The following is a 19,692-nucleotide window of genomic DNA, read 5'->3' on the forward strand; positions in this document are numbered from 1 at the left end:
AGTCGCCCATGACCAAACATCTTGCAAAGCCAGGCCCCGCAATCGACAGGCCTGCCAGCCATAACAAGCCCATCCGACCCCAAACGAACATCATGGTTTGCCAGGCATGATGTTTTTGCACGCAGGATAGCCACTACACCCATAAAAAGGCCCCCGTGCGCTTTGCCTGAGGAGTGTTGGCTTGCCACACGCGGTGCATTTCGGTGTGGTTGACGACTGCATCACAGGCGCTTTCACAGCGACCTGGGGTGCGGGCGAAGTTTTGGCTCCGGGCTTGCCACCGGCATCTGGCAAGGTGGTTTTGCAATCGGGGTATCCCGTGCACCCCCAAAAGGCCCCAGAAGCGCCTTGACGCTGTCGCATGGCCTTGCCGCATGCTGGGCATGCATGTGTTGCCTTTGAGGCCTCCATGGGCTTTTGCGTGCTGTTCTTTGCCACCGCACTCGACCGCTCTCCCTGAAGAGCGGAGGGCTTTGGGTTACTGGCCCCCAGCTGCTTGATTTTTTCAATCTGCCCTTTGAGCCAGGTGCCCAGCTGAGATTCGAACGTGGCCAACGGCAAGGAGCCGTCCTCCACCTTGGACAAATGGTCCTCCCACAAAGCTGTGAGCACCGGGTCGGCCATGTGAGGTACGGCCTGTTCCACCACCTCGATGAGCTGTTCACCACGAGCCGTGGGCACAATGAATTTTCCGGCCTTGTCGAAGTACCCCCGCTTAAAAAGACCGTCCAAAGTCGCTCCACGGGTTGCATCGGTGCCGATCCCCGCTTTCTCCTTGTTTTGCATGACTTTTTTCAGACGTGGATCGTCGATCTCCTTGTCGACGGACTCCATCGCCGCAATCAAAGTGCCTTCGGTGTAACGCTTGGGCGGCTGCGTCTGTGTTTTACTCACTTCCGCCTTGCGATTGATCATCTGCTGGCCCACTTTCACATCCGGCAACGCCTGGTCCTTGGGTGTTTCTTCACCATCGTCCGTGGTTTTGGCTTTGCTTTTTGCTTTGGCCGCTGCTGCAGCTTCCTGCAGATCCAGATAGGCCAACTTCCAGCCCTGCACCAATGGCACCCGTCCGGTGGCGGCAAACAGCTCGTTTTCACAGCTGCCCTGTATGCGTGTTTCTTGGTACTTGTAAACACCCAAAAACTGAGCCAGGTAGCGACGGCGAATCAAGTCATACAGCAACCTTTCGTTGGCGCTCATGTCAGCCAGTCGGACTGCCGTGTTTGTGGTCGGAATGATTGCGTGGTGTGCCGTGATTTTTTGATCATTGAAGGCCCTGGAGGGCTTCGATAGATCGGCCTTGGCCACCAGGCTGGTCATCTTGGGATCGGCTTGCTTGATGGCTTCGCACACTTGTGAGGCCTCAGCCAGCATGCTCATTGGAAGGTGTTCACAGTCGCTTCGGGGGTAGGTAGTGGCCTTGTGCTTTTCATACAAGGCCTGCGCAAGATCCAGAACAGCCTTCGCACCCATGCCATAACGCGCAGAGGCCTCCTTTTGCAACGACCCCAGCGAGTAGAGCAGGGGAGCAAGCTCGTGCTTGTCATCACGCTCAACTGAAACCAATCGCCCCATCTTGCCGTTGATTTTCTGGGCGACTGAACGGATGTAGGCTTCATCAACACAGTGCCCATCTTTGTCGAGCTTGTCAGCCTGCGTTTGCCAGTTCATAGGCACTGGCGAGCCTGATATCTCCCAAATGGTCTTGAGCACAAAATAGGGTTTGGGCACAAAATTTCTGATGGCTCGTTCACGCCGAACAACCAAGCCCAAAACCGGTGTCTGCACGCGGCCGCAATGCACCACACCACCTTTTCCACCGGAACCGAATGTCTTGGTCAGCGCCATGGTGAGGTTCATGCCCGCCAACCAGTCAGCGCGAGCCCGACCTAAACCAGATTCGTACAAGGGCCTTGTCTTTTCGCCTGGCAGCATCTTGGCCAAGGCCTTGCGGATGGAGGCGTCATCAAGCGCCCCAAGCCACAAACGCTTGACCGGTCCACGGTAGCCGCAAAGCTGCATGACCTCCCGGGCAATAACTTCACCTTCCCGGTCGGCATCGGTGGCGATCACGACTTCTGACGCACTCTTGAGCAGCTTGCTGACCACTTGAAACTGGGATTGTGTTTTCGGTTTGACATCCATGTGCCAAGTTGCCGGCAACACCGGCAGGTGATCCATAGACCAGACCTTGAGCTCAGGGTTGTAGTGCTCGGGCGGTGACTGCTCCAGGAGGTGACCAATGCACCAGGTCACGGTGACGCCATCACCCGTCCTGCAGCCATTGCCGGATTGACGGGCACCCACGTGCTTGGCAATGTCGGCTGCCTGAGATGGTTTTTCGCAGATAAAAAGTCTCATGATGTTTTGCCTCCCTTGATGGTTTGAACAGACAGCAAGTCAATGGCTCGCTGCCTCTGTGACAGATCGGCCTTGACGTAGATGCCCGTGGTGGAAATGGACTTGTGCCCCAGCAGGAGCTGTGTGACAGCCAGATCCCCCTGGGTGGCATTGAGTACCCGATGCGCAAAGGTATGTCGCATGAAATGCGGTGTCGCACGTCGAAAGTTCTCAGCTAAATCAGGAGATGGACAGGCCATGGCCACCTCCTGAAAAAAGTCCTTGAGCACAACCCTCAATCGGGCTGTGCTCAGTGCGCCATTGCTGACTTGATCAGGATTGACCGGCTCTCCAATGCAACCTATCAGGGGCCATTCGCTGGGCTGCAGTCCACTGGTGCCCAGCTGATCAATTGCATGGTCATGCAATGCCTCCAACACCTCTTCCTTGAGTGGCAAAAGTCGCTCACGAGCGCCCTTGCCAATGACACGCAGACAAGTGACCGTGCCTGCCTCTGCATCAAAGGGCTTGACCACAGCAGCCCAGCTGCTCGGGATCTCGCCAATGCGTAGCCCCGTGCTTTCCAGTAAAGCAAAAATGGCCACCATGCGCCGCTGCCGGGGGCCGCTGGGCATCGCCATCAAAACTTGCTGAATCAGCTCCAAGTGGGCATTGCTGAAACAACGCTGAACATCCATTTGCACGCCTCTTTCATGAGGGGTGCGAACCCTGGAAAATGGATTGGCCTTCAGGTACTGCGTCTCGACCAGAAAACCATACAAATGCCCGATTGCGGCCAATGCTCTGGCCGTACTCGTTGGTGACAATGGGCCGCGCATCGTCATGTGGTTATTTGCCGAACGGGGTCTGCACCATTGCGCAGGCGGGTTTTGCAAAAATTTGGCATGCGCGGTGGCATCCACCACGGTCAGATCGGACAGACCCTTGTTCAGCTCCCTCTGTGCCCATAACAGAAGCCTGGCCACATCCCGCGAGTACGCTTTACGAGTGTGAGGAGACAGAAAATCCAGCGTGCCCATCCACGCCTGCAGGGCTTGCTGATCGCTCTGCGCCCCCAGGGCATTGGTCCCAGTTGCACGTAGCAGTGCGCCAGCCGTAGGGCTCTCCCATCCAGACAGTGCCGTAGTAGAACTCGCAACTGGACCGGCCATAACCGGCTCCAAAAAATTCACATGGTCCTGCAGCCACTGGACCAGTCTCACACCACGGTCTTTGCCGATACCGGGCACCAAGCGGTACCAGTGCTTGCCCCGTATACGCACTAGGGCGGTCAAGTCCGACAACGCTGACACGCCCACAGACCGAAGATGACGAACAAGTCCAGTGCCCAGCCAAGCCTCAATGTCATCGGATAAGCAGGGGAGTCGAACGCCAGTGGTTTGAATCAAAGCCAATCCCTGAAGACAGGCATCTACATCGACACAGGATGAAGCAGGGGAGGCTTTTACCTGGTCAATCTCAGGACCATAACGATCACGGTACAACCCAAGTAACTCAGCCTCGCTCCAAGCATCAGGATCATCCAGCTCTTCGGAAAACTCTGCCAAAGAAGGCAGTCGGGGTTTCGCGAGTGCTTGCGGTTTCAGCAACGCTGACTTCAGCGTCACCGCAAGAGTGTGATGCCCCAGGCCCTGCAATATGAGCTGAGCTTGTTGTGCCACGTCACACAGGTAAGTCCGAATCACCCGCAAATCCGAATGCACCTCGGGCAGAAACCGGCCCCCAGCGGACTCTAAATTCATGCCCTGCAAAACGGCACGCATGAAAGCCAGGTCATGCAGACACAGACCGCTCGATCTTGAAATGCAGGATTTTCCTGCCGGACGACCGCGTCGGCGGGAATTAATTTTGAAATCCGCTAGGAAGATAACTTCCATTATCTTCCTAGCGGAAAAAATGCCCTAAATCGGGGGTCTCAAAAATACGAGAGTCACGAATCATAAAAATCATCAATGAAATCAATACGTTAGAAGGGTGGAAGATCTTTCCGTTGGATATGATGGTGATGGGCGCGAAGTGTCGCAGCCAAGCGCCCATCACCCGACCTTCAAACCAAACTTTAAGGAAAGACCTTCCATGAAAACTGCCATTGACCCGTTCGATGGTCAAAAAATCACGCCCGAGAACTACCTTGCTCGCTGGGGCCATAAAGCCCTTGGCATCCAAGAAGATCAAAGACCGCGCATGTACTGCAATGTTTGTGAGCAGACGTTGCACCATGTCGCAGGCAGAACACGTGACTCGGCGGGCCACTTTGCACATCTGCCTAAGTCGGGGTTTTGCCCAACAAAAGCCACTGCAGCACTGCCCTATGGTCATCTGACACCCACTCATCCAGACCCTGTACGAGCCAAGTGGATCAGGGAGCAGGCCATGCAGCACTGGCAATGGATCTTTCATGAAATGGCGATTCGCTGCCCCAACTTTGACGCCTACGAATTCATCGAATTGATAAAAGTTGCGGACAGGGATGGCCTTTGGGGGTACCGCAACCTGACGCTGCTTCAAGTGCCAGAACTCTTTCTGGTTTCTCGAGATTTCACGCCCCGTACCAGCAAATTCAGAAAAGCCTGGTTTCGCTTTTGGTTCAGTGCCAACATTCGATCGATTGATGAGCTTTGGATTACTCCACCTGAGAACGTACAACTTCTGAGGGCCGAGTTTCCGGCACCCAAGGGTCGTCAGAAGACCCCATACCCCCACGAAATTGAGGACGTCATCAAATGTCAACAGATCATGGGCATTCATGAGAATGTCAAAATCCGAGATTTCGCAGCCAGAGTCATCCCTGAGGCACTGGGAATCAAATGATGCGCTGATTGAATCGGGCGAATGTCATCTTCATCTGGTCCACAATCTTTTTTCGGGCAATAGGGTTCTTGTTCCCACAGGTCCCAAAGAAGTACTTCAACATCCTCGAATAATTGTGGGTATGCCTTTTTAAAGATCTCTTCTAGCGATGCATTGAACGCTAGTTGATCAACCAGCTTATCTGGAATTGAGCCCAAATAGACGCCTGCGAAATGGGCACAGCAAAGCTCTTTCCAGCTCGCGGCAAACACATCCAGCGGCACTAACTTACCCGACGCAATGGCTTGTCGATCCAGATATGAAACTGAATCTTTAAAACGACATGCTGGCGGTCGAAAGTGATTTTCTATCGGCAATCCCACCGTCAAAAAAGCATGCAACGTGCGGGGCCACTTTGTAGTCCACCAGGACAGTACTTTTATCCCATCAAGGGACGTTAACTCACTAGACAAGTCGATATGTCCAGTGTGATTAACATCGGGAATGCGAAGGTTTTTCATAAGTCTTCAATGTTGGGCAGCCGAATTCATAACAAGCTGCTTTTGCTTTTCCGAAAGTTCGTCAACTTTTTGTTGACGAGCCTTCAAGTAGGCTCTGGCATCCAACATCAATTGCGTGGAACGCGGAGTCTGCGGCAACATATTGAGGAAACTTACAACCTCCGTATGGCTGCCCTCCAGACCAAGGCTTTCGAGCACTTTGACAATGCCATCAATCAACGTGTAAACCGGTTGACGGTGGACTTCAGAGACGGGCCACTCAGAAAAACTTGGAGTCAAGAAAATGTGGGTTTGATTCAGTTTCATTTGATGTTTACCTCTTTTAAAAAAGACTTTGATTGAGCAATTGCTCCAGAATGACTGTTTCTTCCTGGGCAGTGAGATGGATGCCTGAGGCGTTGACCATGGACTTAAATCCGCGAATCAAGCGAGGAACCTCAGCGTTTTTCTTGGGTCGGCCACGGCCGCGTTTGGCGAAGTGAGAAAACAATAATCCCTGCATCATCTTGATGGTGATCGCACCGATGGCGACTTGCTCGGCATCCGTCAAGACCAAGCCAGGTGATTTCACAAAGTGATCAACCGCACTCATTTGGACACCACGGACAAAAAGAGTGCCGCCACGGCGATGGCCACGTTGACTGCAAAAACCACAGCCGCCCCCAAAAATGCCCATTGACCATGCTTGGATAATTTGGATAAAACCATACTCATGCGCTCCTGTTTCTGGTGCTCAAACCGACTTGGGCTTGATGCGTCAGGCGTGCTCGGCCGACGTAGTGGCCTCGCTCCAGGACACGCTCTGCGGTAAATCGGATCAGGTTTTGACGCTGCAGCTGAGTGACGATTGCACGTATCTCTTCAATGCTCCAGGTGGGCCTCCAATGGCGCTCTAAACCCGAAATCGTCATCGGTTGCTGCTCCAGTGTCTTGAGCACCATTCGGGCCTCCAAGCTGATCAATTCAGCAGGCAGGCCAAGAGTTTGAAGTCGTTGAACCATTTCCATGACCTCTTAATCGTCTGGACCAGACCCACAGCCTGCAGGGCAAGATCCAAGCTCGATGCCGTGCGAACAATATCCATGTCCAGCATTCCAATTCTGCGATTCAGCTCTCTCTTGAGCCGTGGCGTAGTCAAATGCCCGTGCCATCTCTAAAACCCGTTGACTCCAAGGTTCTGGCAACCGAGCAGTGAGACCATCCACAGAAGCTGAAAAATTCTCGACATACAAGTCATGCGACTGGCTGCATGTGCGCCCAGCCTCATTCGCCAATTCTGTCAATTGCTCACGCAAAGCAACTTCATTCACATTCGCTTGAGCCGTCGCATGACTTGTTTCCACCAGACACCCGTCGACCAACATCCGCCCAGATTGGGTGATCTCAATCGTGATCGTGTCGCCCAAAATCACCCACGGAACCTGTTGCACCACAGGGTCCAATGGGTTGGCATACCGCGTTGAAGACATGACGCATCCCTTTCTTCATTGACGTTACGGTGGTGCTCCATGAGGTTCTGGTGCCTCATCGTTGGAGCCCCTCGCTATTTAGGCCTGATCCGAGTTGCCAACCTGCTCTTGAGTCCGTCGAGCTTTCATGACAATTTGCTCAACACGGTTGAGTGCCAGAGAAACGCTTGTTGCATCGACCCGGATCTCGAAAGAATCCGACTTGCCCTGGGCGCGGTCAGCATCGGACACGCGATAAATGTGCGGGTATGACTGGCCCATCACGACCACTCGCATCCCTTTACGCAGAAGGTTGCCGCAACCTTCTGCCAGGCGCTCATTCCAAACAGTGATTTGTGCTGGCTGGGATTTATCTGGGTCCTGAACCAGGTTGCCCTCATGGTCTTCGCGCCAAACATCGCTCATGATCCGCATCTCACAAATCACGCGATCTTCACCACGGACTTTGATCTGCTTGACAGCGGGGTCAGCCAAAAGATTGCCCGTCAAAATGCTCTCTGTTGCCATGAAAAAAACTCCCTGACCGAAAATTTCAAGCAATGGACTCGGCCATTCGCATTGCCTGTTTGGGCAAACCGCCCACATTCAAATCGTCATTGCTCAGCCAAAGCATTTGAGGCTTTGCGATTTTTCAGATGCGCCTGCAGCCGCTTGATCGATTGCTGGTACATCAGAGACAACACATTCAGTTCACCCATGCGGCGATTGACTGATTCAAAGTGCCGCTTCACAGGTGCTGTCAGCGATTTCATGTCTGGCAGGATGTCCTCCCAGTTGCGATTGCGGCCAAAGGCATACCAGCGCAAGAACCGTGCACCATCCTTGCGGTTCTCGACCCTGGCGCGAATGCTTGTTCCGTCGACCACTGATGACTCAGCCAAAAGCTCCATCTCAATCAAAATCTGCTTGAGGCACGCTTGCTGAGAACGGATCAGGTTCATGAAGGCCGGACGACCTGTGAGTTGGGCCAACACAAAGCCCTCGGTCCCTGGCTGCAACAATTTCTCTTTAACGCCTGTCATTTCGGCTCACTTTCAAACTGCAAAAGGGCGGGGCGCTGCCCCTTACCCTTAAAGGCCTTTAGGAACACAAAGTTGTGTATTCCGGTCAGTTCCATCAAATCGGTAAGATGGAGGAGAGAGAACAGGGGGCGGACAGCTGCGTGGCTTACAGCTGGGGAAGCCGCAGAAGCTACCGGTGGCCACACGCCTGCCATCGAATCACAAAGGCGTACCAGAGTCGTGGCATGTGAGCGAGAATTGAAAACAGCAACACCATGCCCAAGGCTCAGCGGCGAAAGCCGCACCAGTTCGTCGCACGATTCACGACGACGATTTCCCCTAACGCCCCCTGTCTCTCTCCAAAACTTCAAATCAGACACCACTCACCTCCAACTGATAGCGAACCGACAAACCTGTCCAGTGAGCGGTCAGTTCCATCGAATCGGTAAGATGGAGGAGAGAGAACGGGGGTCGGACAGCTGCGTGGCTTACAGCTGGGGAAGTCGCAGAAGCCACTGGTGGCCACACGCCTGCCATCGAATCACAAAGGCGTACCCGAGCCAAGACATGTCTGCGAAACATTGAAAAAGCACCATGTCCAAGACTCAGCGGCGTGAGCCGTACCCGTTCGTCGCCTGATTCACGACGACGACTGCCCCTAACGACCCCCGTCTCTCTCCAAAACATCAACCAAGCCAAAAATGTCGGTTTTAAGGTCAACTCCTTCAAATTGCTAAGATGGTGGAGAGAGAACAGGGGTCGGACAGCTGCGTGGCTTACAGCTGGGGAAGCCGCAGAAGCCACTGGTGGCCACACGCCTGCCATCGAATCACAAAGGCGTACCCGAGCCAAGACATGTGAGCTAACAAAATCACCTGCAACACCATGTCTAAGACTCAGCGGCGTGAGCCGTACCCGTTCGTCGCCTGATTCACGACGACGGCTACCCCTAACGCCCCCTGTCTCTCTCCAAAACTTCAGCTCAAGCATGACCCGCATCCTCAGGCGCTTCATTGCTTGTCACGCCGTTGATGCCATCCAGTCCCGGCAACTGGCTTACATCCAGAGCATTCAATCGAATGCTCAGCTCAACCCAGTCAACCCGAAACTTCTGTCCAATCGTGCGTGAGCGTGGCCACAAGATGATCAAACCAGCATCAGCAAGGTCGGTAAATGCACGTCGGCAAGACCGCTCAGACAAAAACGTCGTCGAGTACCGTGCGATGTAATAGCGACCAGAACGTTCTTGGAATTGCTTGAGACCATCCTGAAAATGCAAGCGCAGCCCATCCCACATGACCGTGGCTTCGGCCAAAGAGCCCTCACAAACTGCGATCAGGGAAACAAACAAGCTCGGTGTTAACCCTGAAATGCGCAATGCATCCCATGCCTGAGCTGCCGAATCCAATTGTTCTTCCGTGTAAGAACGAGGCTCAATGCCGAACCTTGAAAACAACTCATCGTCAGCTGCTGTTGGAAACGGATAGCTCATGAACATGACTCCAAAAAAAGGGTGGGAGAACCTCTCGGGTATGATTTACGCGGGGGTAGTTCCATGGGACTCGACCCCCATGGGACGGAACCACCCCCGCGTGTACAACAATCCCCCCATGAACGAGAGGCCCTCCCATGACCACAAAAGCGACTGATTCTGCGAATCAACCAGTCACGTTTGACCAGCTCCAAGACATTCAATTCCGGATCGAAAGCGCCATGCATGCACTGCTTGACGGCATGCAAACGCTGGGACTTGATCCGCATACAGTTCTCGAAATCGATCAACAAATCAGGACTGTTTCGCTGAACTGATTTCAGCTTGCGCGCCTGGGGCTGTTACCGGTGGGTAGTAGCCCTGTTTGCGCAGCAGGTTGCGCCAACCGACTTGCCGTTCTGAAAGCTTTCCCGAGAAAGCCAGCTTCAAAAGTGCCCACGCTATAAATATTTTGAGCACCAGGAGGTGAAAATATTCAGATCGCAAATAGCCCTGGTAGAACTCAAAGGTGAACGGTACGGGCATCCCCCAGTGCAGCACGTCACCAATGAACGGGTCAATCGCGACATACAAGAGCGGAATAACTGCAGCTGCAAAGACGCTTTTCATTGCGACGTTCACATATCCAGCAGCAACTGAACCCGCAGCAAAACAGAAAGCCAACACCTGATCTATTCGCGTCAGAATGGATTCAGGCGTGGCCACGTAAGCCTCCTGTGCTTGCTTGATCAAGAATCTGCTTTTAATCGTTGTCTTCAGTGGTGTCATCAATTTCTCCGGTTGGGTTTAAAAACTGCTGGACTCAATGCCAGAGCTGGCGGTAACGCGCAACTCATGAACATGACTCCCAAAAAAGGGTGGGAGAACCTCTCGGGTATGATTCACACGGGGGTAGTTCCATGGGACTAGACCCCCATGGGACGGAACCACCACCGCGTGTCCAACAACCAACCCATGAACGAGAGGCCCTCCCATGACCACAAAAGCGACTGATTCTGCGAATCAACCAGTCACGCTTGACCAGCTCCAAGACATTCAATACCGCATCGAAACCGCCATGCACGCTCTGCTGGGCGGTCTGGAAACGCTGGGACTTGATCCGCAGACAAGTCTCGAAATCGATCAACAAATCAGGACTGTTTCGCTGAACTGATTTCAGCTTGCGCGCCTGGGGCTGCTGCCAACTGGTAGTAGCCCTCTTTGTGCAATAGGTCCCGCTCATCACATCCTGAATGGATGGATGACCCAGCTTGAGTGCGGTGATCTTTCGCATTTAAACCAGTCCCGCTTCAGTCACTTCATCGTTGACATGCTCAACCATGGTCAAAGCCACTTCATCAAGAACACGCTGATCAGCCGCAGAAAGCCGTTCCTTGCGCATCGTGTGGCGTGGTGCTTTCTTGCCTGTGAAAACCTCGTCGTCCATGGGACCAAAGATTTTTTGTGCCGCCTCAACCCGCTTGGCTGCATCTGGCTGGGTGTTGTTGGGCAAAAAGTCTGCACGGCTCAGTGGCTTCATTTCATCAGACAGCAAAATCCGCTGAGCGCGAATGGCGCTTTCAAACATGCTCCTGATTTCATGCTTGAGTGCATAGAGGGCGTTGTGCTGATCCTGTTTGGTCAGCAGGTCTCGACGCTCAGCAGACTTCAGAACACGCACGCACTCATCAAACATGACGATCACCGTGCTCATCATGTAGCCATAGGGGGAGTGGTAGCCCAGAGAAACCGATTGAGTTTGCTGAGCCCGGATGATGGTATACGACAGCCCCATGGACTTGTGCTCATCCATCTTCTTGATTTGTGGATCGCGAGCCGCTTTGATCATCCGCTTGATTCGCTCAACACGGCTGTCAATGTCGATGAGCGTGGCATCGGCATAGGGGTTGTCCTTAGAAGTCAAACCAAACAGCTGCCGCAGGGCACTTGCCGCATGTCGCGCACCAGGCACACCGAAGCGGTACTGCTCACCAGGTGCACGGCCCAAATACAGCAACATGGCTTCACGGGTGTGCAACTCCATCGTGTCCTCTTCAGCAACCAAACGGCTCACCGGCTCATTTTTGTTTGCGCCAGGCTTGGATGCCTGAGGTGATTGCGGCACCTCTTGAGAGGCTTGGACGGTTGTGACAGCTTCTTTTTTGCTCATGGTGTTGCCTAGTTATGGTTTGACTGGAAGGGGGAGTGAGGTGACCAATTGACACTGGCTCACCTGGACAAGGGCTGGATTTCGCTGCAGCACATCGACCATGACCTGATCAATCTTGGCTGCGTAGGCCGACTTGATGTGGTCGATCTTGAAACGGCTGGCGCACAGTAAAAGCTTTTGACACTGCTGATCCAGCCCGACAGAGATCGGTTTAAGCCACACCTCAATCTGCTGCTCGGGCATGCATTGAGGTAGCTGCTCCAAGATTGCAGCCCACAAAGCCACAGCCCGAGGATCCCGAGCTGGTGCAGGCCTGGAGGCGAAAGCGGGCAGGGCAGACTTGATCGGCGAAGGTGTTTGCTGCACAACCTGATGCTTTGGCTCTGCAGCACGGTTGCGGGCCTCCTGCAGCTCATAGGCCCCCGACAACAGCAAGACGCCTTTTTGCTCTTTGAGCAAAAGCGATCCGAGATAGGTCACCATGCTTCGGACCTGTCCATTTGCGTCAGCGTGAGCCACCTCATCGAGGATCAGCTGCAGACGGTCGTGTGGCAAGGACTTGGCCACAGGGTGATCAACCACCAATCGCTTGATTGCCGTTGAGGCTGAGCCAGTAGGCCAGATCAGTTGATCAAAAGAAACACCACCGCCACCACCATCCTGAGTCGATTGCTTTTGTGCGCTTGTGGTTGATTCAGAGGTAATGGTTGAAGAAGGAGGAGGTGTAGTCTTATTTGTAATCAAAAACCGCGCGCCCGCATGTAGGGCTGTGTTTTTCATCCCTAGCGACTGTGAAAAGCCGCCAACTGGATTGAGATTTCCAGCCGACTGAAAGGATGGTTTTGACTGCTCAAATTGATTTTGAGCCTCATCGGGGTGTAAAACGAGCTGTGATTTCCCACCATCAAGATTGACGGAATTCGCCAAACTGGAGGAAGAGGGGGGATTTCCAGTGTTGGTTGCACCAGATGGCCATGACCTGACCTGTTTCTTGTTGTGGTCGGCCAAATTGGCCGACCGTATGATCGTCATACGGTCGGCCATTTTGGCCGATGTGTTAACCATTAACCGGTCGGCCATTTTGGCCGATGTGTTAACCATTAACCGGTCGGCCATTTGGGCCGACTCTATACCGGGGATACGGTCGGCCGAATTGGCCGACCGTGCGTTCTTTTCGCTGGGCGACAGGGTACTCTTTCCCAACAAGCCCAAGATGCTTTGCGCGGTATTGCCGTGATTGATAACCCCTAAACGTATCGCAATCAGTTGCTTGCTGAGTTCACTGATGTTTACCTTGATGAAATACCGACGACGTGGGTATTCCATCAAGGCTTGTTCAAGAAGGTTAAGTTGGCATAATTTTTGCTTGCATGTCCTGATCTGTGATTCCGACAATCCTGTTTCAGCCGTCCATTCAACCAGGCCGATGGAAAACCATTCGCTGTGTTTTCCACCGATCAATGCACGCTGGGTGGCAAGTGCTCGACTCAGAAACACGGCTGAAGTGATGGATTGAGTGAGCTGGCCGTACACCCTGTAGAACGCCAAGCTCTTGCCCAATAGGGCTTTCACCTGCTGGGCATTGGACCGCACATCAAAGAGTGACCATTGAACAGGTTCACTGCGAAGTAAGCGGGCCAGGGCTTGGCTCACGTCTGGCAGGCGAACTCGGAAAGCCAGACGGGCAGGGGTGCCAGAACGTGATTCGTCGATCAGTCCAGCCTTTTTGAGATAAACCCGCGCAGATTCTTGTTCGTAGCGGGACAGCCCTGTTTCAAGAGCCCATTGATCCCTCGTTTTGCTGATCCAGCCGCCGTTGGCGACAACATCAACACCCACACGAGTCCAGTACAGCAATTGACTGAGCATCAGGCCAGCCTTCGGGTCACCAGCGATCCGTGCTAAGTTGGCTGAGTATCCAATTGGACGCTCTGACGCTAGGCTTGCCAGCAAGGCCCCAATGGGATCAGCTGGAGGCTCCCCGCTTGTGGGCGGGGGAGGCTTCCTAGCGATCAATCCAAATGATTGCATGACCGGTGTTCCTCAATGCAAGGCAGTCGGCCCATTGGCCTGCACATGGGCCTGACTGGGGAGGCGACTGAGGGACACCAGCATTGTTTTGAGTTTGTCGAAATTGATGCTGTATTGAGTCCGAGAAGGAAACCCGATCCGTCGCTCATGCAGCAGATCCAGATCCCGCAAGCGTTGTCGGGCACCCTTGAGCTCACCATTGGTCAAGCGAGTGGTGCGTTTGATTTTTTCTTGGTCCAGGTCTACCCAGTCACCGTGTGCTTCTTCAAGTGCCGTGGACAGAAACAAGCCTGCGGTCAGGCTTTGAGTGATGTCCACCAACACGGGGTTGAAAGAGATCGGCTGCTGCAGCGCGATGAACAACAATTCCGGATTGGTGGACAGTTCATCGAGCAAATCCACCTCGGGTGTTGGTTGCAATTGATGCTTCACGGACATGTTGAAGCTCCTGGGATGTAAATCAGGGGATAGAGACCGGCTAAAGGCAGATATGGAAACTGCTGGGCCAATTTGAAATTTGTCGCAGGAATTCCTGCGGAAACAGGGAAAAGGGTGGGGAAACCTCTCAGGTATGATGAAAACGGGTGTGTCCGTGGGATCGCACCCCATGGGCCGGAAAACACCCGTTTTTTTCCAACAACCTTCATCTTTTGAAAGGCTTCCCCATGAACTTGAGACAGTCCCCCACATCCACTCCCGCTGGCAACGCCCAGCCAGTGACGCAGGAACAAATGAGCGATCTGGCCGCAAACATGGCCATTGCCATGCACGCCTTGCTGGACGGCATCGAAATCGTTGCACTGCGGCCAGATGCTCTGACGGCCTACGTGTCGGAAATGAAGGCAAAGATCGATCACGTCAATCCTTACCGGTAATTTCTTGGTCACGCTGGCGATCTCGCACATAGATCGCCAGCCGACTGAAATAGTGGCAACGCAGCGCATTCAAGCAGAAGATCAAGAATGTCGTGCTCCAGAACAGCGTCGACTGAAGGTACCGCTGATACTCCTCGAACGTCATCACATTGCCGTTGTAGAAGTAGCCGTTGAACAACGGGTCCACCATTACCAACAGGACGGGCAGTAAGGCAACAAGGAATGCTGACTGCATCAAACGTTTGATCGACTCTTGAAGGCCCTTCCACAATTTACCCACGGGAACTATGAGGCGATCAACTTTGCAAATGACCGCCGCAGGTAAAAACGAAGGATGGGTATTGCGAAGCGTGGTTTTGTAAAATTCAGACGATGTGAACATGTGAAACTCCTATTACGTTTGGAACGTTGCCGCCCCCCAGCTCAATTTGATTCAGCAGTTTGGTCAACGTAGATAAATCACTGTCAATACGGTTTCTATGCAACCCCAGCGTCCAAATTGATTTCCATGTCGACTCAGAGAGTCGATCTAACAAAGGTGAATGGAGTTGGAACGTCAAATCAAACTGTTCGTTAAATTGAGCGCTAATGACCCAATCAAAGTTTGAATCTGACTTCTCAGACCAGCAGAAAGAACGAATATTTCGCTCAATACTCTGAGCGACCTTTGCAGAAGATTTGAAATAGATGTAAGGTGCTCTGCCACCCCACCAGTGACCTTCGCACGAAGCGACTGTTTCGATGTCACCCGTGCCGTTCATCGTGTCCACAAGGGTCTTGATCTTGGCTTCAATGATGGCCATCATGACCTCCTACTTCATTATTGAAATGGGAGGAAACAATGGCTGACGTCGAATTGCAAAAACAGCTGACCGAATTGCAGAATGAACTGGACAGTTTGAAGAAGAGGGTGTCCGAGGATGAGGCTGTCATAGCTTCACTCCAAGCCTGGACGCAATATGGTTTTGGCATGCTGTTAAAACATCTTGCCTGTCCGAACGACGTAGATCGAGCACATGTGTCTGATCTGCTTGAAACGGTGTTTGAGGGCATGTATCGCACACTAAAACAGGGATTCCGTGGCGGCGCTGAGATGACAACGTCCACGGATGGGTTTGATCGCCTGTATATATGTGCGCAAGAAACTGCTGATATTTGGCAATCAATGCGTGATCACAATTTTGATGAGTCGCCTGATCAGGATGGTTACAAGCTGATAAATGTTGCGCTAGACATGATGTACCGCATAGACCCACTGACTCAGAGGCATAGTCCATTTGAAACACCTGAGGAAAAGCGTCTTCGAAAATTTGCACGAGATGCGGTGTTTCAGGCAAAGAACCGTCGAGCCTGATAGATTGCAGTGCTTTATCAGAACAAAAACGATAAAGAGAATGCACATCAAACAGTCGATGGCGATGCAGTAACTGACGGCCCGGATTGAAAAAACACTGATTGGCCAGCTCTTGATAGTGTGCTTTGATGATGTCTTGCATCATCATTCGGTCACGACTGACGGCCGCAGCCAACAGGCGTGCCCAATGCTTTTCCAAAAGCGTTTCAAGCGATGGCCTCCAAACGATCAGGAATTCTTGGAGCAGAGCGCCTTTCATGTCGATGCTCCTGGGATGTAAATCAGTGGATAAAGGGCAGCAAGCGGCAAATAGGGGAACTGCTGCGCCAGTACCACCCAGCGGTCGATTTCGTTGTCGTACTCTTTAATCAGCTTTGACCAGCTCGCATAGATGTCGTCGACCGTATGAGCGGCAGGCTGGGGCACTGACTTGGGCGCTGGTGGTGCGTTCAGCTCTTTGCGCATGTCAATCCAGCGATCCCGTGACAGATTGAAAAGACGCCGTATCAGCGGAAAATTAGCCTGGCGCAGAATCAATATGCGTAAAGCTGCGTCACGCCTTTCTTTTTCTTGAAGACCCTGTGCGATCCAACTGACACCATCAAGCTGGACCCATAGACGCAGAGGGACTTCTTGTGGCTGTTCCAGCGTCAGCTTCGTCAATGTCTGGCGCATGTCGTCAGATAAATTGAGGGCTTGGTCGGACAGCAGCTCGATGGCCGCAATGCGGCTCAGCGTCGTCGAGCGTAAGCAAACCCACCCCGAGGTGCCGGGTGGTGGCTGAGAGACGACGGCGCTCATCACTGCTGCTCCTGTTGGCTCAGCAGCCTAAAAGTGCCAACCGCTTTGACAAGCTCACGGGCGTATTCACCCACGGGGTTAGACAAATCGGTCAACAGTTCCAGGGTGTAGTAGCCGTCAGCCTGATAGGTTCCCCCCAGATGCGTTTGTACAAATTGCATCCAGCCGTCCTGATCTTCTGCTCGCGCCCTGAATCCGGCGGGGCCAGTATCGAACAGCGCAAAACCGCTTACACCTTGCTCGTTGGTGACCTGATGATGAAACCAGTCGACGGTCAGCTGGCCTGACATGGTGGCCAAAAGCCACCATGCCTGCGCGGCAAAGTCAGTTGCACTGACACCCAGCGAGCTGGCTGGTGCATCCATGAAATAACCCAGCGGCATTCCAGGCGCATTGCGCAAAAGGGGAGTCAACGATGCATAGTCAGTCAAATCCATGATGCAGCTGCGCATGTTTTCAACAGCCATTTCAAGGCTGGTGGTACCGGGCAGCTGGCCCTGTTCACCAGTAGGGTCTGCGCCACCTTCAAATGGGGCTGCGCCAGTGTTGTTTTGCCCATCTACTGCGCCAGGATTAGGAATATTCGTGAGGAGATGCTCTGGGGCTGTTTTGACGCCATTCAGGGCTGAGGGCACTCGGCCCGTTGGTACAGCGTATTCAGAGTCAGCGACATCATCTTGCTCATCTGCCGCTGCATGAGAGCTGGTGTCGTAATCACCGCTGTTGGCTTGACCACCACCCACAAAGTCAGCCTGGTCTGAGTCTGTACCAGCGCCAAGGGAGTCGGTATCAGCGGCACCAGACTCATCGCCCTGATTTCCAGCAGTGGTGTTGACAGTAGAAGCAGTTTCTGAGGTACGCAATTGCTCCAGGTTGTTTTGCAACTGGGCGGCAGTGATTGTGCGATCAGCTGCGATGGCTTGCATGCAAGCGCTCAGCTCTGCTTCAGTCAGCCCAAACCATGCGGCCGCCATGGTCGCCAAGTGAGCTTCGAGTTCGCGTGCTAGTGAGGTTGGCGGACGGTCGTTTTCCGCATCAGAAGTGCCCGTCCCAGCCTCAAGTGCTTCATGCGCATGCCCAAAAGCTTTGAGCCAGTCGGCGTAAGCAGACGCGAATTCATTGGATGATTTCTGACCATCAAACAACTTCACCCTTATATCACCCAAGTTCTTGAACTGAGGGCGAAGGCAGCGCAGCACATCATTACGTCCAAGTGCTTTGGCAGCTACGCCGAGTGGGGTAAGTTTTTCGATTACAAATTCAAAATCGCCTAGTGCAGAATTTTCAACTGTCAGTCCTTGCTGCTTCAGTTCTGCAGCAAAGTCCTTCAGCGAGATGTCCCGCCCAAGTTCCTGAGAGCGGATCTTCCGCAGCTCCAGATAGCTGTTGGCGGTATCCCAAAAGCACATGTCAGAACGATTCAAGTTCTCAGACATGTGACCCACCAACAAGTGCGATTCAGCCTTGAAGTTCACCAGATCGAAGTCAAGACTTGTGAACCGGTCTGGATATTTTTCAGCCAGTTCCCAGAGGATGGACAGCCGCGTATTACCGCCCTTGGCTAGGATGTATCGGTCGCTTCCTGGCCGTTTGGTTACGGCAAGGTTTTGATCCAGTCCACGAGCAAGAATGGATTCTTTGATTTCTTCGCGCTTTTCGTTTGGACGCGTACGAGGGTTGCGCTCGTAGGTGCCGACATCACGGACTTTCAGACGAATGATGGCGCGACCGTCAAAGTCGCCTGGTTTCGAAGTGGGCATGGGGTTGCCTGTGCCAGTGCTGGTTTTCAATTGTTCTTGCTGATCCATTTGCGCTTTCAGCGCCTGACGCATGTCGTTTGCACTCAGTCGCTTACTCATTTGGCGTCTCCAATTGGCTGATGCCCTGGGAGCCACAGACCCTTGAGGTTTGGCATGACTTCGTGCAAAAGCGAATGCATGACCTGCGACGGCGTGACATTCGCATCGCTGTCCAATTCATGCACTGGGCGCCGCAATGAGCGGCACTGCTCATAGACGGTGGAGTAGGGGACTTTGGTGTCAAGCAACCTGATGGTTGGATGGCTGCGAAACTGGTCACGAATGGCCTCTTCAACCATTCGTGCGTTAGTGGTTCGCGGCATCGCGTTGACAAAAATCGCCAGCTGGCCTGCTCGCATTTCAGGAATCATGTCGCTCATGACGTTGAGCTGAGACAGCATCTCCAGCGTGCCGGTGATGAACTCGCTGAAATTGAGCATGTCCGGTTTGATGGGGGTCAGCATCAAATCGGCTGCCATGGCCGCAGTGCGTTGAAGCTCGCCCTTAGCGCCCTGAGTGTCGATGATCACCAGATCAAAGTTTTCTCGGATGATGGGCTGACGGACTGCGCGCTTGAGCAGCAGCAGTCGATCTTCACGCTCCTTGAGCCAAGCCTGGATGTGGTCTTCCATGTTGGAAGGCAGCAACCAGAGGTTTTTTACATTGGTTTCGACAATGTCGCCATCAAGGATGACACCACCACGAGAAATCACCTGGTTCATGCCTGGTGACTCTTTGGTCAGTGGTGTCTGTGTGGCGAAGAATTTCGACAGCGCCGGTTGCATGTCTGCATCGATGAGCAGCACGCGCTGACCAAGCGCTGCAGCGAGGCCACCCAAGTTGGCCGCAGTGGTTGTTTTACCAGCGCCGCCCTTGGTGTTGACGACTGATATGACCGTTGTACTTTTCACAAAATGCTCCTGTTGTTCGTGTTTGGACACAACAAGAAAAGCATCTACAGACCTTTACCCCTGAGACTATGCTTGGCAACTGGACAACTACATCATCCAGTGACTTAACATAATACACATCGTACGAAATTAAAAATG

The 19,692-nt window shown here is 53.1% G+C and carries 24 protein-coding genes; 4 read left to right on the plus strand and 20 right to left on the minus strand.

Translation table 11 applies throughout. From position 1 onward, the window contains the following. Positions 1–90: 90 nt before the first annotated feature. Together B9Z51_RS07090 and B9Z51_RS07095 are read right to left on the minus strand one after the other, a co-directional pair. Positions 91–2,361, minus strand: a complete 2,271-nt coding sequence (locus B9Z51_RS07090; RefSeq protein WP_108374824.1) for a DNA topoisomerase 3 — start codon at positions 2,359–2,361, stop codon at positions 91–93. Then, a complete protein-coding gene (locus tag B9Z51_RS07095; RefSeq protein ID WP_233254870.1) occupies positions 2,358–4,124 on the minus strand; it encodes a phage integrase family protein in 1,767 nt (588 codons plus the stop codon). Before B9Z51_RS07095 ends, B9Z51_RS07090 begins: the two co-directional genes overlap by 4 nt. A gap of 313 nt (positions 4,125–4,437) precedes the next feature. Here B9Z51_RS07095 and B9Z51_RS18200 point away from each other — a divergent pair, with 313 nt between their 5' ends. Continuing rightward, a complete protein-coding gene (locus B9Z51_RS18200; protein ID WP_146187709.1) occupies positions 4,438–5,172 on the plus strand; it encodes a hypothetical protein in 735 nt (244 codons plus the stop codon). Here B9Z51_RS18200 and B9Z51_RS18205 read toward each other — a convergent pair. The 8 genes from B9Z51_RS18205 to B9Z51_RS07140 all read right to left on the minus strand — a co-directional run bounded on the left by B9Z51_RS18205 (position 5,106) and on the right by B9Z51_RS07140 (position 9,634). After that, positions 5,106–5,672 carry a hypothetical protein gene (locus tag B9Z51_RS18205; RefSeq protein ID WP_146187710.1) on the minus strand — a complete coding sequence of 189 codons (567 nt, stop codon included), beginning with the start codon at positions 5,670–5,672 and terminating at the stop codon, positions 5,106–5,108. The two genes, B9Z51_RS18200 and B9Z51_RS18205, sit on opposite strands and share 67 nt — an antisense overlap. A 6-nt stretch (positions 5,673–5,678) precedes the next feature. Beyond that, positions 5,679–5,978 (minus strand): hypothetical protein, encoded by a 300-nt coding sequence (locus tag B9Z51_RS07110; RefSeq protein WP_108373197.1) that lies wholly within the window; start codon positions 5,976–5,978, stop codon positions 5,679–5,681. Between the two features lie 16 nt (positions 5,979–5,994). After that, the gene (locus B9Z51_RS07115) at positions 5,995–6,348 is read right to left on the minus strand and encodes a hypothetical protein (RefSeq protein ID WP_146187711.1); all 354 of its coding nucleotides are present in this window, start codon (positions 6,346–6,348) and stop codon (positions 5,995–5,997) included. A gap of 34 nt (positions 6,349–6,382) precedes the next feature. Beyond that, on the minus strand, positions 6,383–6,673 hold the full coding sequence (locus B9Z51_RS07120) for a hypothetical protein (protein ID WP_233254871.1): 291 nt from the start codon (positions 6,671–6,673) through the stop codon (positions 6,383–6,385). Between the two features lie 12 nt (positions 6,674–6,685). After that, on the minus strand, positions 6,686–7,141 hold the full coding sequence (locus B9Z51_RS18210) for a hypothetical protein (protein ID WP_146187713.1): 456 nt from the start codon (positions 7,139–7,141) through the stop codon (positions 6,686–6,688). Positions 7,142–7,219: 78 nt separating this feature from the next. After that, positions 7,220–7,648: a single-stranded DNA-binding protein gene (locus B9Z51_RS07125; protein ID WP_158272846.1), complete on the minus strand. Its 429-nt coding sequence runs from the start codon at positions 7,646–7,648 to the stop codon at positions 7,220–7,222. 86 nt (positions 7,649–7,734) lie between these two features. Further along, a complete protein-coding gene (locus tag B9Z51_RS07130; protein ID WP_146187714.1) occupies positions 7,735–8,082 on the minus strand; it encodes a hypothetical protein in 348 nt (115 codons plus the stop codon). A gap of 1,042 nt (positions 8,083–9,124) precedes the next feature. Then, positions 9,125–9,634: a hypothetical protein gene (locus tag B9Z51_RS07140; RefSeq protein WP_146187715.1), complete on the minus strand. Its 510-nt coding sequence runs from the start codon at positions 9,632–9,634 to the stop codon at positions 9,125–9,127. A 137-nt stretch (positions 9,635–9,771) separates the two neighbouring features. Here B9Z51_RS07140 and B9Z51_RS18215 point away from each other — a divergent pair, with 137 nt between their 5' ends. Then, a complete protein-coding gene (locus B9Z51_RS18215) occupies positions 9,772–9,951 on the plus strand; it encodes a hypothetical protein (protein ID WP_146187716.1) in 180 nt (59 codons plus the stop codon). Here the strand turns inward: B9Z51_RS18215 and B9Z51_RS07145 are convergent. Further along, entirely contained in the window at positions 9,929–10,402 is a 474-nt protein-coding gene (locus tag B9Z51_RS07145; RefSeq protein WP_108373211.1) for a hypothetical protein, read from the minus strand. The two genes, B9Z51_RS18215 and B9Z51_RS07145, sit on opposite strands and share 23 nt — an antisense overlap. A 205-nt stretch (positions 10,403–10,607) precedes the next feature. Here B9Z51_RS07145 and B9Z51_RS07150 point away from each other — a divergent pair, with 205 nt between their 5' ends. After that, a complete protein-coding gene (locus tag B9Z51_RS07150) occupies positions 10,608–10,787 on the plus strand; it encodes a hypothetical protein (RefSeq protein WP_108373213.1) in 180 nt (59 codons plus the stop codon). A 120-nt stretch (positions 10,788–10,907) separates the two neighbouring features. Here B9Z51_RS07150 and B9Z51_RS07155 read toward each other — a convergent pair whose 3' ends face one another. From B9Z51_RS07155 to B9Z51_RS07165, 3 genes are all read right to left on the minus strand, one after another. Further along, positions 10,908–11,687 carry an AcaB family transcriptional regulator gene (locus tag B9Z51_RS07155; RefSeq protein ID WP_233254872.1) on the minus strand — a complete coding sequence of 260 codons (780 nt, stop codon included), beginning with the start codon at positions 11,685–11,687 and terminating at the stop codon, positions 10,908–10,910. 108 nt (positions 11,688–11,795) lie between these two features. Continuing rightward, positions 11,796–13,652, minus strand: a complete 1,857-nt coding sequence (locus tag B9Z51_RS07160) for a DnaA N-terminal domain-containing protein (protein ID WP_146187717.1) — start codon at positions 13,650–13,652, stop codon at positions 11,796–11,798. Between the two features lie 174 nt (positions 13,653–13,826). Further along, a complete protein-coding gene (locus B9Z51_RS07165) occupies positions 13,827–14,252 on the minus strand; it encodes a hypothetical protein (RefSeq protein ID WP_108373219.1) in 426 nt (141 codons plus the stop codon). Positions 14,253–14,479: 227 nt separating this feature from the next. On the opposite strand from B9Z51_RS07165, the gene B9Z51_RS07170 reads away from it, so the two are divergent. Beyond that, entirely contained in the window at positions 14,480–14,689 is a 210-nt protein-coding gene (locus B9Z51_RS07170) for a hypothetical protein (protein WP_108373221.1), read from the plus strand. Here the strand turns inward: B9Z51_RS07170 and B9Z51_RS07175 are convergent. The 6 genes from B9Z51_RS07175 to B9Z51_RS07200 form a co-directional block, all read right to left on the minus strand. Then, positions 14,673–15,071: a hypothetical protein gene (locus tag B9Z51_RS07175; protein ID WP_108373223.1), complete on the minus strand. Its 399-nt coding sequence runs from the start codon at positions 15,069–15,071 to the stop codon at positions 14,673–14,675. The two genes, B9Z51_RS07170 and B9Z51_RS07175, sit on opposite strands and share 17 nt — an antisense overlap. Next, complete coding sequence (locus B9Z51_RS07180; RefSeq protein ID WP_146187718.1) at positions 15,055–15,492, minus strand: hypothetical protein; 438 nt, start codon at positions 15,490–15,492, stop codon at positions 15,055–15,057. Before B9Z51_RS07180 ends, B9Z51_RS07175 begins: the two co-directional genes overlap by 17 nt. Positions 15,493–15,618: 126 nt before the next feature. Next, complete coding sequence (locus B9Z51_RS18220) at positions 15,619–16,302, minus strand: hypothetical protein (protein ID WP_146187719.1); 684 nt, start codon at positions 16,300–16,302, stop codon at positions 15,619–15,621. Continuing rightward, entirely contained in the window at positions 16,299–16,844 is a 546-nt protein-coding gene (locus B9Z51_RS07190) for a hypothetical protein (RefSeq protein WP_108373229.1), read from the minus strand. The genes B9Z51_RS18220 and B9Z51_RS07190 overlap by 4 nt, the downstream gene beginning before the upstream one ends. Then, positions 16,844–18,703, minus strand: coding sequence for a hypothetical protein (locus B9Z51_RS07195; RefSeq protein WP_108373231.1), 1,860 nt, complete (start codon positions 18,701–18,703; stop codon positions 16,844–16,846). The genes B9Z51_RS07190 and B9Z51_RS07195 overlap by 1 nt, the downstream gene beginning before the upstream one ends. Then, complete coding sequence (locus tag B9Z51_RS07200) at positions 18,700–19,554, minus strand: ParA family protein (RefSeq protein ID WP_158272847.1); 855 nt, start codon at positions 19,552–19,554, stop codon at positions 18,700–18,702. Before B9Z51_RS07200 ends, B9Z51_RS07195 begins: the two co-directional genes overlap by 4 nt. Between the last annotated feature and the right edge of the window lie 138 nt (positions 19,555–19,692).

The sequence above is a fragment of the Limnohabitans sp. T6-5 genome, assembly GCF_003063315.1.
Taxonomy (GTDB): domain Bacteria; phylum Pseudomonadota; class Gammaproteobacteria; order Burkholderiales; family Burkholderiaceae_C; genus Limnohabitans_A.